This window comes from Sphingomonas sp. 3-13AW (assembly GCF_049311085.1).
In the GTDB taxonomy this organism is placed as follows: Bacteria; Pseudomonadota; Alphaproteobacteria; order Sphingomonadales; family Sphingomonadaceae; genus Sphingomonas.
Genome location: NZ_JASNVZ010000001.1, coordinates 73,827 through 88,784, shown reverse-complemented (window position 1 = coordinate 88,784; position 14,958 = coordinate 73,827). Strand labels below are relative to the sequence as shown.

Genomic DNA, 14,958 nt, shown 5'->3' with positions numbered 1-14,958 from the left:
AGAGTCGGGCCCCATCATGATGTAGTACGGCCCCGCCAGCTCCCTCCGATAGCAAATCGCTCCGGTACGACCTCCCTGAAGCCGCCGCGTTGGCGACGGCTCCATGGAAGCCGTATAACTTCCAGTGGCTCCCATGAGCCGGCCGGTTCCAGCGCCCTCGGGCGTGCGGTGTCGCATCCGCAGGCGAATCATGGGGAACTCGACGCGCTGAATATCTGACCACCCACTCTTCGAACGGGCGGCCGGCGTCAGCGGCAACGGAACCCCCGCGCATCAAGCCGGCCCCGCCCGCACGGAGAGCCATATCATGAAGAACGCAAAGCCCATCGCCATCCACCTCGACCGTCTCGCCGCCGCGCTTGCGGAGCAGGGGGTCGCCCTGAAAAGATCGCAGCTGCTCGAGGTGGCGGCCGCCGCCTTCGGACACCGCGCGTCGAACGAGACGTCCAAGCTGTCCGCGACCGGCGTGCTGACGCCGCCGAGCGCCCAGCCCATCGGCCGCATCGACCTCGGCGAGGACAGCGTCATGCTGGTGCGCGACGCAGGCACCGACCTCCCCTACGCGATCGCTCAGTCGTTCCTCGACGCGGTCGCCGACGACAGGTCGAAGCACTTCGCTCCCACGCCTTACGGCGGCCTGGCGGATCTCCGCCGCGTCGCGATCAGCGAGGTCCCGCCCCTCTCGGCCGGCGTTCCCGTGGCACGGGACGACGAAGACTGGCGTGCAGTCATCCAGACCGGATACGGCTTCCACGGGCACACCTTCTTCCACGCGAATTCTGCCTCGGCGCTGGCGACCGAGATCGCGTCGTGGTGCGTCGAGCACTGGGATTCAGCGCGCGACCGCGATCCCCATCTTCCTTCCCGCGCCGGCCGCTCCAGGCTGACCGACCTCGAGGTGATCCAGGGCTATTTCGAGGCATTTGCGAGCATCGAATGCCTGCTCATGGAGGACCAGGAAAGCCTGACCGACATCATCGAAGCGCTCCGCAACGGCATCGCCGAGGAAGGGGCACCACGTCCGGCTGTCGCCCGCTCCGATGCTTTCGTGCGCGATGGCCGCTTCCGCGCCTACCCGCGTACGAGCCAGCCCAGCGACATGCCCGAGGAGAAGGATTATCTCTCCTCGCACGACACGCTGGCGGAAGCGATCGCGGCCTGCCAGGCCAACGCGGCCGAATATCAGGACTCCGCAGTAGCAGACCATGTCGCGCGGAAGTACTGGCGCGCCTCATATGGGTGGAAGCCGCAAGACATGCCCGAGCTGGCAGTTTCCGACAATCCTGACATCACCACGTTCCACCTCGACGCGAAGGACCTCGTCCAGAACGAGCTCGCCGACGAACTGCGCCGTCTCGGCGACATGATCGACGACGGGTACAATCAGGGGGAGACGAAGAACCGCGGCTGGTCTGGTCATCCCGAGATGGACCCCGACGTCGGTGCGCGTTGGCAGCCGCCGGAAGGAATGCCCCCCTGCGGGCGGCTCGTATCCAGCACGCGATCCTCGTTTGTCTCGAGGACGGCATCATCGGCAAGGATGAGGCGATAGCCCGTCTTCAGCGCCGTCTCGGCTTCGGGGTGACGCTGGCGGCAGCGGTTGTCGACGGAGACCATCGCGGGGCAAACTGACCACTCAACCAGGGCCGGCATAGGCCGGCCCTGCCAACCGGAGACACGATCATGGCGAAGGCGCGCACCCTCAAGGCCTATCTGATGGGCATTCCCGACGACGCGGAGATCGTCCTCACCGAGTTGCCCGAGCACACCGATCATGTCGATGGCGACTTCGTCGCGATGGACCGCGTGATAGCCCAGCTCGACGACATCGAGGAAAAGGCAGGGTCCTGACCGTGGAAATCTCGATCAGGATTCCAAGAGCCAATCAAGAATGCTATCTCCTGCAACACGCAGAAGAGTTGGACCGGAACAGATCCCGCGCTCGGCCAGATCATGGGCCATGCGGAAGGCGACTCCTGGGTGGTGACGCCGGCGGACGGCGCCAACCACATGCGGTACAGCCCTTAGGTCTACCGCATCACCCCGCACCGGCGAACGGTGACCTGGAACATCGATGGACGATGCCACGCGTGACGCCAATAGCGCGGTCACGCTGGACGTCTGGGACGCTACCGAAGGCCGACAGATAGCGGCTCGGACGGTGACGCGAACGGACTTCGCTCCAGGCTCTGGGCTTCAGGCGTTCGAACTCCAGTACGACCAAGAGGTCGTGCCGCTTACTAACGCTATGGAGCATCGTGTCCTCTACCACGGGGTGGGGGCGAGGATGTCGCTGGCGTCGGTGTCAGTACGATAGATGGAATAAAAAATGGCGGCCCGATCACGTCGGGCCGCGATGCACGACCTCCCCGAAGCAGCCGTCACCACGACTGCTTCGAGGAAGCCGTGTTACGCTTCCGGGCTCTTGGAAGGCCCGTCGGTTCCAGCGCTTCGGCGCGCGAGGTGCCACCTCGCAGGCAAACTCCAAGATCATGACGCGACGACCAAACCGCCCATTCTTCGAACGGGCGGCCGGCGATCGCGGTCAGTGGAACCCCCGCAGCCAAAACGCCGGCCCCGCCCGCACGGAGAGCCACATCATGAAGATCACCAAGCCAATCGCCGTCCACGTTGATCGTCTCGCCGGCGCCCTCGCCGAACAGGGCATTGACATCAAGCGCACGAAGATCCTGGAGCTGGCCGCAGCCGCCTTCGGGTACCACAACACCCACGAATGCACCGCCGCCTCGCAACGCGGCGACCTCTCGCCAGCGGCGGCCGAGCCGGTCTGCCGCGTGGAGATCCCCAGCGGGGAGGCGCTGATCGTCCTGCGCGACCCCGTGACCAATGCTCCCTATGCCATCGACGAGAGCTTCATCGAGCAGGTGGTCGAGGAGGAACGCCGCGAGACCTATGGTCCCAGCCCCTATGGGCGCCTGCTCGACCTCAGCCGGCTCGCCGATCATGCCGCGACAGCGTGGAGATCGACCGCGGGCCGGATCACCTCGTCTGAGGATGGCGTCCTGCGGATCCTCGTCGAGCTCGAGACCGAAGGGGTCGTCACCGCGGAGGTCGTGCGCTCGAACGTCCACCAGGCGATCCATAACTGGCGAGGCGCGGCCGGCCTGTCGGCCGACGATGACGAAGGCTTCGTCGGAGAGATCATGACCCGCGTTCTCCCCCGCGACACGACACCGGAGGGGCGGACGAGCGGCGATTTCCCCGGGCAGCCGCGCGAGGCGCTGCGCGACAGCGGGGGCACCAGCATTCACGTGGCGATCATCCACCACAAGCACGGCATCGACCTGCGGCTCGGAACCACCCTCGCCAGCGTCTCGCGCCAGGTGGGGGAGTATGTCCGCGAAAACTGGTTCGAGGCATGGGAGAAAGATCAGGCTGCCGAGCGTAAGGACCGCATCGGTCTGCCCGAGGAGCACGAGGGGCTGGACGATGACAAGGCCGAGGAGATGTACTTCGCCGCCATGTCGCTGTTCGACCCAACGGACTACGTTGAGTACGAGGTTATCAAGGCCGATGGCAGCGGCCCCGGCCAGGACGCCTCCGACGTGACGGCGGCAGTCGAGGCCCTCTCCGCTTCCGCCTCTGCAGCCGAGCCCTTCCCTGGCGTTCCAGACGACCTGTGGGAGATCTTCGCGGCACGTGACGGTGATACCTTCCGGACCGTCTTCCGAGTGGCACCCGATGCAGACCCCGAAAAGGAAGGGCGCATCCTTGCTGCGCGGTCGTTCGGGCTGAAGCTCGAGGACTATCATGGGGGCGATGGGGACGAGGACCTCTCCGTCTTCGACGGAGATCTCGATGGTATCGAGATTTACCGAGCCGACTTCGATGCCAATCTGAAGGCGGCCCTGGAGATGTCGTGGGAAGCCGGGCACCGGCTTCCTGAGGGAGACCCGCTACGGGAGCGCATCCGCCAGCAAGTCATGGATGCCATGCCGCGCCCCGATAAGGACTGAACGTCCGGAGGCCGGCGATGCCGGCCTCCTCCTATCTGCAAAGAAACCAACGGGGAAACCTATGTACTATGCCATTGCCGAAGGCCATCTCGCCATCGCGCAGCTGATCGAGGTGTCGGACGCGATCGCGGAAGACCGTAAACCCCGGTCGTGCAGCACCGCCGTGGAAGTGGCTGAGATGCTACTTCGCTCTATCTGGGGCGCGCCGGACGCCTCCGAGTTCGACGTTCTCGCCCTCGAGAGCGAAGACCAGGACATCCACCTCCTGCTGCGGCGCAAGCGCGACGGCATCCTCGCGCGCGCGTCCTATATCGAGGGCGAGGATCTGGCCGACGACATCGACGCCTTCGAGTTCGTCACCCACGAGAATCTCGACCAGATCATCACCCGGTTCAACCGCTGGTGCGCGCTCAACCTCGAGGAGGAAAACGATACGGTGTACCGCGCCCTGATCGCCGACATGATCCCGGTAGAGGAGACAGGGGAAAACAGGCTGACCACGGATCTGCTGATGATCGCGCCGACCCTCGGTGAGCTCGAGAACCTCAATGGACAAGTGCGCACGGAAGCGCTCCGCGAGGTGATTTCGAATGCGCTGGTGGCGATCAAGGAAGCCTCTCGCCGCCGATGAATCTTACAGCGCCCGTCGTTCTTCGGTACGACGGGCGCCCGACGACCTCCATGTCGCCGCCGCTCCACGCGGCCGCGACATGGACGCCGCCACAGTGCACGTCCTTGGTCCCGGATGGACCAGCTGGTTCCACGCCTCCTCTCGGGTGGCGCGCGGCTTCTAACCGCAGGCGAATCTCCGGATCGAAGATCCTACGCGAACACGACCATCAACCGCTTCTTCAACGGGCGGCCGGCGCTTCGCGGTCAACGGAACACCCGCAACCTCATGCCGGCCATGCCCGAACGAGGAGCTAACAACCATGCGTACCCTACCCATTCATCTCGAACGTCTGGACGCCGCCCTCAAGGCAAAGGGCGTCAGCCTTAAGCGGCACAACCTTATCGAAGTAGCTGCCGCAGCCTTTGGCTACCACAACGAGAACCAGTTCACCGCCGCTGCCAAAACAGGAGATCTGGATCCGGTACCTGCACGCGGCCTCGGTCTGATCACCGCCGCCGGCAGGCAGATGGTAATGCTCGAAGACGAAAAGGGCCGCCCTTTCGCCATCGATGCCACCATCATCCAGGCCAAGGACAAGGCAAACGCATTTGTCACGACGCCCTACGGCGGACTGGTTGACCTTCGCTGTCTCGAAGATCGTAGCGAGCTGAGCGGGGCAGCCGCCAGCCGCCTTCACTTCGCTACCGTGACACACGAATATGGCGCAAACCTATTCTGGGCTCCTACTGAGGAGGGACTCAAGCGCGAGATTGCAGATTGGTGTCGAGAGTATTGGTCGGCAGAGTCTGTCCCCGGTTCCTACGAAGGTCTCAGCGATGATGAAGTATGCGAGGCGTATTTCGAACACGCGGAGGAGGATGGCGTCACCTACTTTCCAGAGGAGCACGGGCCCCTGGTTCCAGGGAGCGCCGCTTCCCGCGCAGATATCTACATCCCGGAGGGTTTCGACCAGCGCAGCGCCTACATCATCTCGCGGATGACCGGAGACGCCGAAGAGCCCTATCTGTACTGGTCGACCGACAATGGCTGGGTATGCGGCCAGAGCGCGACGGTGTTTGACGCGCCGTTGGCTGCCTGGCCGACCGCCGGCATCGACCCCGGCACCTTAGCCGTTATTCCCCTGCCGGCCCGTCCGAGTGTTCCTGATTATCCCCGTCACGACGTACGCAGCATGGACGTCGTCTTCCTGACCAACCGTGACTGTGACGTCCAGGGCCCTCAGGATCGCGCGGCAGAGGCCCTGCCGTGGGTGGAAGCGGCCGAGATGGATGTCGGATTGGGAACGAACCGACGTGCAGAACTTGGCTATTCAGCTATGGTTGTCGGAGAGGTCTATCTCGCTCCGACGATCAAAGCTTTCCATTTCGACGCAGAAAACCCGGTACGAGTGATGCTCGAAAACCGCAGGGAGCTGGAGGAGTATGCCAACGCGATCGAACGATCGCTTGAGGCTGTTGGCGGTCTAACAATGTTTGAAGAAGACGGAGAGGCGGTCACGCTTACGATCTTCATCCCTCTGACCGAAGCGCGCCGCGCCCCGGACCTGGAAACGTGGAAAGAGGCACTGCAGGAGCTGCTAACGCCGAACGGCCTGGGCCCGCGTGTGCTCGCAAACTTCCGACCACAGGCCATGGTATCGGGCGCGTGCTACGATGCCGATCCGCTCGGCGAAACCCTCATCGACATCACCTACGAGGTGAAGCTCATGGGTGAGGAGGCCACACGAACGATGCACGACACCGACCTTGAGGGCGAAAGCCTCAAGGATGCGGTTCGTGCCCCCGCTTGGATCAAGGAATGGTCCGGACCTTTCGGCATCGAGGCGAGAGAAGCGATCGCCAACCACTTTGGCTTCGATTCTGACGTGGGTTAAAACAAGCGCTCCCGGCTACGGTCGGGAGCGCATTCCACCGGAGATGGCCAGATGAATGATTACCGAGCCGTCATCTCGCACACGATACGCTGCACAACTGCAAGATGGGTGGAAGGCGGTATCGTGGCCGCAGTGAAGGAGATCGGCGATGGCCTTTGTGAAGAGTTTGCCGAGCTGGTCCTCAGCCAGATACTCCAACACTACCCGGAGGCGGAAAGGGACATAGGTCTTGGGTATACCGATGACTGGTGGATCAGGGCTCTCGACGAGAGCGGTTGCGACACCGGCTCCGCCCTCGCCTTCGAAGCAGACATCGATCGGCTCCGCACCGAGGGCGCACCTATACCGGCCGATATTACCGATGCAGAGCTTTCACTACTGATCGGCAGCGCGACGCACGTGTGGCTCAGGTGGAACGGGTTGCACTTCGACGCGACAGCGCCTGACGGATCAGAGCATTTCCTGCTGATGCCCTTCTTTAGAGACCAGATTGCCGGCTACCGCGCCGACACCTCTAACATATTCGCTTGATCTCTGTAGCTGCCAGAATGGAGCCTGATCTGGACCAGCGGCCTGTTTACACCGGCCACGGCGGGGGTACGCAGGCTTTAGCACGGGCTCAGTCCTCTCGTACCTGCGATTTGCAAAAAAGCTTTCCGACACGCTCGTCCACCACACCGGAGACCACCATGCCGAGAACCACCCTCCCGCGTGACACAACGCTGAACCTTTACGTGCCGAAAGCTGATGGCTCCTGCGGCGTGGCCAAGGGATCGGCAATCGTAGGTCTCCCGTGCGCCGATACGGGTAGAATCGAGGTCTATTACGAGGGGGCCGTGCATGGGCAGAAAATGTCCTTCGAGGATAAGATCCAGCATGCGGCCGGGCGCCTGATCGACCGCGCACCGATCGTTGCCTTCGGCTTCTACGATGCGGATGAGTTCGTCCTCGTGGGCCAGGTAGCCCGTTCGGAGCGCCTGTTTGGCTGGGTCGTGACCGAGATCACCGATCCTTCAGCCCTTGAAGCGTGGGCTGGCGAACCCGTGACTGTCGGCGGGTCTGCTGAAATGCGCCAACGAGCGGCCGGCATTGCCTGGCCGCGCCTCTCTCCCGCGAAGAAAATCCAAATCCAGATAGAAGCGCAAGCTGGGAAGAACATCACGGATCTGGTGCTCGACGCCCGCTGAAGATCCTGCAAGGCGACACTGGACGTGGACGACGCGAGGGAAGCCCCTGATCAAAAGGAAAAGTTATGAATAAGCCTCTCTGGATCGTTCTCGAAGGCGGCGATGGCGCCGGCAAGGGTATCGCGGGAGGCGTCGTCCAAGATCTGTTCAACGACCGACAGATGCCATTTATCAAGACGCGCGAACCTGGCGGCACCCCCGAGGGGGAGGACCTCCGACGCATGCTTCTTGGGGAATCGGGCCATGTCTGGGAAAAGACATCCGAGATCATGCTGATGACGACATCTCGTGTACAGCATGTTTCCCGGGTGATCAGGCCACACCTCGCGGCGGGCACTTCGGTCTTGTGCGATCGCTACGTGCACTCCACGCTCGCCTACCAGGGGTATGGCCACGAAGGTCCGATCGACTTCATCGAACGGCTCCACCAGGAAGCCGTCGGTGGCGATATGCCCGACCTCACGATCATCCTCGACATTGACCCTGAGATCGGCATCGCTCGCGCGAAACGACGGCTGGAAGAAGACTGCGTCGACGAAGGGCGCATGGAAGGCCTGGCAATGGAGTTCCATCAGCGCGTGCGCAGGGGCTACCTTACCATCGCCGCGAACGATCCGGCGCGCCACATCGTCGTCGACGCCTCCAGAAGCATCCCTGAGGTTCGCGAAGAGATCTCGAACCGGCTTTCCGCTTGGATCGAGACGCAGCAAGGCCGGACGGCGCCACGCCGCAAGTAAGACGCCGGCCTCTGCGTGCCGGAGTTCGATCGCCAGCAACCGATAAGGTCGCGCCGACCCCGGTGGGCGGGGCCGTTGCCGTGATCCGGCAACCTTCGACGGACGGCGGCGCAAGAACAGGCGCCCGTCACCCCCTTCTATCAGATCACCCAGGAGGTTTGAGATGCTACCGACCCCACCGCTTCGGTCGATTGAGCTATTCGCCGGCGCTGCAGGCCTCGGGCTTGGGCTAGCGCGTGCAGGGTTCCACCACGAGATCGTGGTCGAGAACAACCACGCCGCCTGTGAGACCATCCGATTCAACCAGGCCAACAACCATCCCGCAGTGCAAGGGTGGAAGGTTCTGGAAGCAGACGTTGAAAGCGTCGATCTCTCCGCGGTCGCCCCTGAGCCTGACCTTCTGTCCGGCGGCCCACCCTGCCAGGAGTTCAGCCTCGGCGGCAAGCATGCGGGCGCACATGGTGAGCGAAACATGTGGCCCTGGACGATCGACGCGGTTCGCGTTCTGCGCCCCCGGGCCTTCGCGTTTGAGAACGTCACCGGTCTCGCCACAAAGCACCGCGACTATCTCGACTATCTCACGATGGCACTCACCCTGCCGGATGTCGCGTCGCCTCACGCTGACTACAGGGACGACGCTGTGTTCCTCCGCCGGTGTCTGGATGAAGGTGTCAGGTCCGTGCCAACATATCGGGTGTCCGTCGCCACATTGACTGCAACAGACTATGGCGTGGCTCAGAAGCGCTCGCGGATCTTTCTTGTCGGCATCCGCGATGACGTCGCGCGGAGCTGGGAGGCGCCGACGGCGTCACACGGCGCGCGCGAGCTGAACGTAGCGAAGTGGATCACCGGAGAATATTGGAGCCGTCACGGGCTTCCGACCCCCGAAATGGACGCGTCCGCCGTCGCCTTCCTGCGTCGCCACAATCAGTATGGCGGAAGTGAGGATCTCTTCGCACCGCGCCTTCAACCGCACCTTACCGTGCGAGATGCACTGATCGGGCTGGGCGCGCCATCCGCAGAGGGATCGGAAAAGCACCACGATCATGTCGCGGCCCCGCGTGAAGCTCGCGCTTACAAGGGCCACACGGGATCGCCGATTGACGAGCCTTCGAAGACCCTTCGTGCCGGCGTGCACGGCGTGTCCGGAGGCGAGAACATGATCGATTTCGGCGAGGGGGCTGCCGGGCCGCGCTATCGACACTTCACGGTTCGCGAAGCGGCTAGAATCCAGAGTTTCGATGACGACTATCGTTTCCCGGGGACGTGGTCGGATGGCCTAAAGCAACTTGGAAATGCCGTGCCCGTAGGGCTCGGAGAGGCGGTCGGTCGATCGATCGCACGAGTACTTTCCTGACCTGACAAGCGAACAACCCAGCCGACTTCATAGGCTAACGCACCAACGATCCAGGTTCCGACATCAGGATCTATGGACAGCGCTACCGTCAGCTAGTCCGCGCCGCGGCAGCTGCACGATCCACCCGACGTCCGAGATGCAGGATGCTGGCCGGCCTGGCGCCGCAACCAGACGCGCTCGCCCGACGCCACCCAGCCCTACCCCAACACATTAGGAGGCGACCCGCGCCGGCGGATGCGTCGCTCCCTCAACTTGTCTGCCGTTCGAGTCCGGCAACCAGGAGACACTGACATGGCCAAGATTTCTCGCCGCAACCTGCGTCGCCATGATGACGCGTGCGCGCTGCTGGCACTGGACCGTCCACTGACGATGGAGGAGATCGATCAGGTTCTGGAAGGCTGGCACGAAGGCGCAGGGCACGCGAACTCTCGGATGGGCGCTCACTTCACGCCCTATGGCCTAGCCCGCGACATGGCGATTGAAGGGGCCACGCAAGGACGCATCCTCGACCTGTGCGCTGGTATCGGCACCCTGTCGGTTGCGCACTACCGTCACATGAACGCTTGCGCGCGCACCCCTACCGAGGGACAGGAAAAATACACGCTGGTCGAGATGAACCCGGACTATGCAGCAGTCGCGCGGCGACTAATGCCTGGGGCTGAGGTCATCGTAGGGTCGGTGTTCGACCCAGTGCTGATAGCAGAACTGCGCTCTCGCGACTTCGACCTTACCATCTCCAATCCGCCCTACGGAAGCTACAATACGGCCTCCGGGAAATCCCCCCGTTACACCGGCTCCGACTGCCACTATGCCGTGATCGACGTGGCGTCTGAGGTGTCGCGCTACGGCGTATTCCTGATCCCCCAAACGGCTACTCCGTTTCGCTTTTCCGGCCGCGCCAGTTATTCCGAGGTGCATCCTTCCGCGTGCGAACGATACCATCTGTTCAGAAAGCAGACGGGCATCGAGTTCGCCTTCAATTGTGGCATCGACACAGATTTCTATAAGGAAGAGTGGCGGGATGTCTCAATCACAGTCGAGATCGTTCTCGCCGACTTCACTAAGGCGGCGGCACGCCGCAAGTCAGACGCTCAAGCCTTTGTCGAGGCCGCGAGCCGGGAGCCGGGCCGGCAGGCCAGCCTGTTCGATCTCGCGGCCTGATTACCGGAGAATACGCCACAGGTGACCATGGTGCGACCGCTCCGGGGACCAATGCAGAATATCCGGTGGATCCAGCGTGAAGCTCAGATTCTTGCTGGCGGCCGCCCCAGCAACCGTCGTATTCGCTGCGAGACCGGACGTATGTATTCCGGTCGTTAGCGATGAACGGGAGGCTTCGGCCTCCCTCGACCTCCTCGTCGCCGCCGCTGCACGCGACGGCAACGAGGAAGCCGCAAGACTTCCGGGCCACGGAAAGCCCGCCGGTTCCAGCCGACCTGTGTCGGTGAGGCCGCAAGCCTCAGGCGAACCTCCGTAGCAATATCGCATGCCACCGATCAGTCCTCCGTTCACCGACGGCGGCCGGCCATGCGGTCAGAGGAACCCCCGCACCAAAGAGCCGCGCCGCCCTCGGAGAATGGTATGAAGACTTCTGCACCGGTCCATGTCGACCGTCTCGCCCAAGCGCTCAAAGCGCAAGGCATCGATCTGAAACGCAGCAAGGTGATCGAGATCGCCGCCGCGGCGTTCGGTTTCCACAACTCCAATGAGTTCGAGGCAGCTGCCAAGGCCGGCGACCTCACCCCGCCGAAGGCTGCCCCTCTGGGTAACGTCACTCTTGCGAACGGAACCAGCCTGCTGGTCCTGCGCGACGCGCAAGACTTGCCCTACGCGGTGCTCCCCTCAGCCTTGGGCCAAGGACGTTCCAGCTCCGTCGGCATCACTCCATATGGTGGGATTGTCACGCTCCCCGAAAATGGTGAAGTGACCACCATGATGAGCAAGTCGCACTCGGCAACCCGCGCTAGCCGGTCCGGCGGCTCCGCAGGATATGCTGCGATCGACCTCTCGACCCTGGGAGCGTTGATCGAAGCAGCGGACGCACACGCGGCTTCACTCCGGGAAGATCTGGAAGACGACGCACTGTCTACGGACCATCTGAACGCAATCGAGGAAACACTCGCCGGCCTGGATGCCGCCGTGATCGATGCAAGGGCCGCCACTGCCAGCGGCGCCTCTCAATCGCTACGGGATGTTTCCTGGTCACCCCAAACATACGAGGGGGCGCCGTTCAGCCTGGTGCGCAACGCCTCACTCATCTCGGTCATGCGCGCAGCTCGAAGCCATCTGGCAGATGCGCAGTCTGGAGTGGCCGAACATTATTACGAAGCATCCAAGAACGAGTGGGTCGCCGATCTGGAAAAGGCGATTGACGATATCACACTAAGCCAGTCCGCGTCAGTTCTCCACATGGACACCTATCTCACGACGGATGAACGCGCCAACTCAATCGCCTTTATGGCGGAGAGCGTTGAGTTGCTACAAGCTGCAAAGCAGCCCCCACAGCGCAAGCAACCGAACTCCCCATCGGCCGATGACGAAACGATCTGGCTCACTGATTCAGATGGGGAGGTTACCGGCGACATCTCCCGAGAACAACTCACCGCGCTTGGCCTCGACTATGCACCGACAGACGGTCGCAACCCTTGGTGGCCACTAACCGACGTTGAATTAGAGCTTCTCCAACCAGGATCCGCAATTCCCAGCGATTCGTGGAGCGGCAAGTTCCTGGACGTTCCTACGAGCGGGGACGCAATGGAGGTCCAGCTTGGGGCCTCCTGCGTTCGGAAGGGACAGAAATGGCTCGTTCCGTTAGTCGCTTTCCCGTTCGATGAAGGGGCAAGCGAGGAGGGGTATCTGCGTCTCTTTCACTATGTCTCCCAAATCAAGCGCGCCGTCACTGAACTGGGAGGAGAGGTCGAGATGGAGGTGAATGCGTCCGGACATGAGCATCTCGCTTACGTCTTCCTTCCGATGTCCCTCGCGAAAGAGTTCGATGGGCCCGAGGCGTGGGCTCAGGCACTGCAATGGTTACTCTGCCCCTCGGATTCCCGACATAAGCTCAAGGTAGTCACCGCGACGTTTGAGATGCCTTGGCTAAGGGTCACGTGGGATGCGACTTTCGACATTTTGCGCGCAGGACGCAAACAAGCGGATTTATACTTGCGTGGAGAAATGGGCTGGGATGCAACCATGCGTCTCGCCAAGGCCTTCTTCGGGCGCCACAACTTTTGGTGGATAACCAAAGAGGACTGGGATCTCATTATTGACAAAGTCGAACTGAGACGCCTCTACCATATCAAGTAATAGCCCCGGGCGGATAGCGCACAGCGCGCGCAGAAAAGTAGGGCAATCATGAACGACGTACTTATCACGATCACCCGGCAGACAACTCAGGGCGTCCTCTCGACCTTCGAAGGGATGCGGGATGGCCTGATTGCCGAGGACGTGGCTGCAGAGCATGTTGATGCTGTAGCAGCGACACTCACCGTTGCTGTCTTCAACCGGATCGGACAGATCGGCGACAGCGCGCTGTGAGGTAAAACGGACCGGCGGGCTATGCCCGCCGGCCGACGCCCGACGAACCGCCCGCGAAGGACGGTTCCTCCGGCCTCGGCCCGGCCCTGCAGAGCCGCTCGCGCGCGACGCGTCATGCGTCACGGGAGATCTGCACGATGACGTTCCAACGCTGAACATCTCGAACACCGCCCCCTTTCGACCGACTCCGTGAGCCGGCCGGGCGGAGCAATGCGCGCACTCTCCGGCACCGCCCGGATCATGCCCGACCGGCCCCAAGGAGAACACAGTGAACAAGCAAGATCAAAGCACCGCCGACACACTCAGGTCGGCGCTCAACAAACTTGGTGTCTCGGTAAAGCAAACCCAGGTTTATGATCTCATTGCAGCGGCACGTGGCCTACGTAATCGCGAGTTGCTGAAGCAACCTTATACGGTCCCGAGTTTCGCCGACACCAAGATGCTGACCGCCGTGGCCGAACGTATGCGGCCTGACGCTGTCGAGATCATTGTTGACTGCGCCTCAGCTGTAGCGATGCCCGAACTACTGGATTGCGCGGTCGGTGAAGGGCGGAACGCGGATTCATTCGAGATCACGTTCGCCGAGATCTCGGATCCAACCTCATTCCTCCATGGCCCTCGAGCCAAGGACGCTATAGCGGTCATCGCCCGCAACATGTACCATTCCGCATACTATCCCGATCGCAGCGACAACGGGCTTAGCCTTAAGCATGGGAACGAGCTGGCAACGACCGTACTCGCCTCCCCCGGGCCCCACGATGAAACCCTGGAGGAATTCTACGGAGAACCTCGCTCCTCTTATGATGCGCTTGACGAACACGAAGATGAGATCGAGGCGGCGTTGAGCGCGCTCGAACGGCTGGCCGACGAGGTCGGCGCTGAATTCGACGAGGAGGAATGGCGGGAGCCACTTCAAGACGCGGTCCGCCAGCACCTCGAGGCTGAAGATGACAGCAGCGTCGAGGACATGATCCAGTCAGGCGATCGGGCCGAGCTTCTCTTCCTGTTCGCGCCCAGAGGCGGTTGCATGGGCGACATGATGATCACCGCGGACTACCGATCGAGCTCGGCTGAGAACGTGAATATCGATCACGCTTTGCAGTTCGCGCTTTCAAGGCTCGGATACACGATCGGCGAGTTCCGGCGCTTCTCCGGCAACAGGAAGGACGCGGCTTGTGACCTAGACGCGGATCTCAGGCCCCTTCCTAGGGCCCTTGTGACGCCGGGTGAACTGATGGAGATCCTCGATAACGGGGGTGACAGCTATTTCCACCTTGGCCTCTATGTGCAGGTGCCAATCAGCGACATCCTCGCTCTGGAGGTGAATCGACCGATCACCCTACGCAACGTGCACGTCTGCGCGCACGGTCCTATCAATGGGACGCACTTCGACGGGCCCGTCATAGATGAAATCGTCGTGCGGCCGGAGGACGGCTTGCTAACTGCGGCACGGTACTCGCCCTCCGACATGTGTGGCTACGTGAACAGCTACTTCTACGGCAATGCAAAGAACGTAGAGGCGGAGGCTGAGCCGGAAACCGACGAGGTCGCCCCCGAGAAGGAACAGTATCCTCTTCCCATGGCCGCGTAGAATCTGGTTGCATCGGCGAAGATGTGCCCTTACCATTTCCAACATGACGACAAGCGCACATCTTT

Annotated in this window: 13 protein-coding genes; all 13 read left to right on the top strand. The window is 62.3% G+C overall.

Features of this window, described 5'->3' with window-relative positions; genetic code table 11:
• The first annotated feature begins 307 nt into the window (after positions 1–307).
• Positions 308–1,552, top strand: a complete 1,245-nt coding sequence (locus QP045_RS00530) for a hypothetical protein (protein WP_422513000.1) — start codon at positions 308–310, stop codon at positions 1,550–1,552.
• Between the two features lie 131 nt (positions 1,553–1,683).
• Positions 1,684–1,851, top strand: coding sequence for a hypothetical protein (locus QP045_RS00525; RefSeq protein ID WP_422512999.1), 168 nt, complete (start codon positions 1,684–1,686; stop codon positions 1,849–1,851).
• A gap of 749 nt (positions 1,852–2,600) precedes the next feature.
• Positions 2,601–3,977, top strand: a complete 1,377-nt coding sequence (locus tag QP045_RS00520; RefSeq protein WP_422512998.1) for a hypothetical protein — start codon at positions 2,601–2,603, stop codon at positions 3,975–3,977.
• Positions 3,978–4,038: 61 nt separating this feature from the next.
• Complete coding sequence (locus QP045_RS00515) at positions 4,039–4,608, top strand: hypothetical protein (RefSeq protein ID WP_422512997.1); 570 nt, start codon at positions 4,039–4,041, stop codon at positions 4,606–4,608.
• Between the two features lie 301 nt (positions 4,609–4,909).
• Complete coding sequence (locus QP045_RS00510; RefSeq protein ID WP_422512996.1) at positions 4,910–6,484, top strand: hypothetical protein; 1,575 nt, start codon at positions 4,910–4,912, stop codon at positions 6,482–6,484.
• Positions 6,485–6,607: 123 nt separating this feature from the next.
• Positions 6,608–7,015, top strand: a complete 408-nt coding sequence (locus tag QP045_RS00505; RefSeq protein ID WP_422512995.1) for a hypothetical protein — start codon at positions 6,608–6,610, stop codon at positions 7,013–7,015.
• A 158-nt stretch (positions 7,016–7,173) separates the two neighbouring features.
• Positions 7,174–7,671, top strand: coding sequence for a hypothetical protein (locus QP045_RS00500; RefSeq protein ID WP_422512994.1), 498 nt, complete (start codon positions 7,174–7,176; stop codon positions 7,669–7,671).
• Between the two features lie 65 nt (positions 7,672–7,736).
• Positions 7,737–8,408, top strand: a complete 672-nt coding sequence (tmk, locus tag QP045_RS00495; protein WP_422512993.1) for a dTMP kinase — start codon at positions 7,737–7,739, stop codon at positions 8,406–8,408.
• Between the two features lie 163 nt (positions 8,409–8,571).
• Positions 8,572–9,765: a DNA cytosine methyltransferase gene (locus QP045_RS00490; RefSeq protein ID WP_422512992.1), complete on the top strand. Its 1,194-nt coding sequence runs from the start codon at positions 8,572–8,574 to the stop codon at positions 9,763–9,765.
• Positions 9,766–10,056: 291 nt separating this feature from the next.
• A complete protein-coding gene (locus tag QP045_RS00485) occupies positions 10,057–10,926 on the top strand; it encodes a hypothetical protein (protein WP_422512991.1) in 870 nt (289 codons plus the stop codon).
• Positions 10,927–11,346: 420 nt separating this feature from the next.
• Positions 11,347–13,071: a hypothetical protein gene (locus QP045_RS00480; RefSeq protein WP_422512990.1), complete on the top strand. Its 1,725-nt coding sequence runs from the start codon at positions 11,347–11,349 to the stop codon at positions 13,069–13,071.
• Positions 13,072–13,119: 48 nt separating this feature from the next.
• Entirely contained in the window at positions 13,120–13,302 is a 183-nt protein-coding gene (locus QP045_RS00475) for a hypothetical protein (RefSeq protein ID WP_422512989.1), read from the top strand.
• 268 nt (positions 13,303–13,570) lie between these two features.
• Positions 13,571–14,893, top strand: coding sequence for a hypothetical protein (locus QP045_RS00470; RefSeq protein WP_422512988.1), 1,323 nt, complete (start codon positions 13,571–13,573; stop codon positions 14,891–14,893).
• The last annotated feature ends 65 nt before the right edge of the window (positions 14,894–14,958 follow it).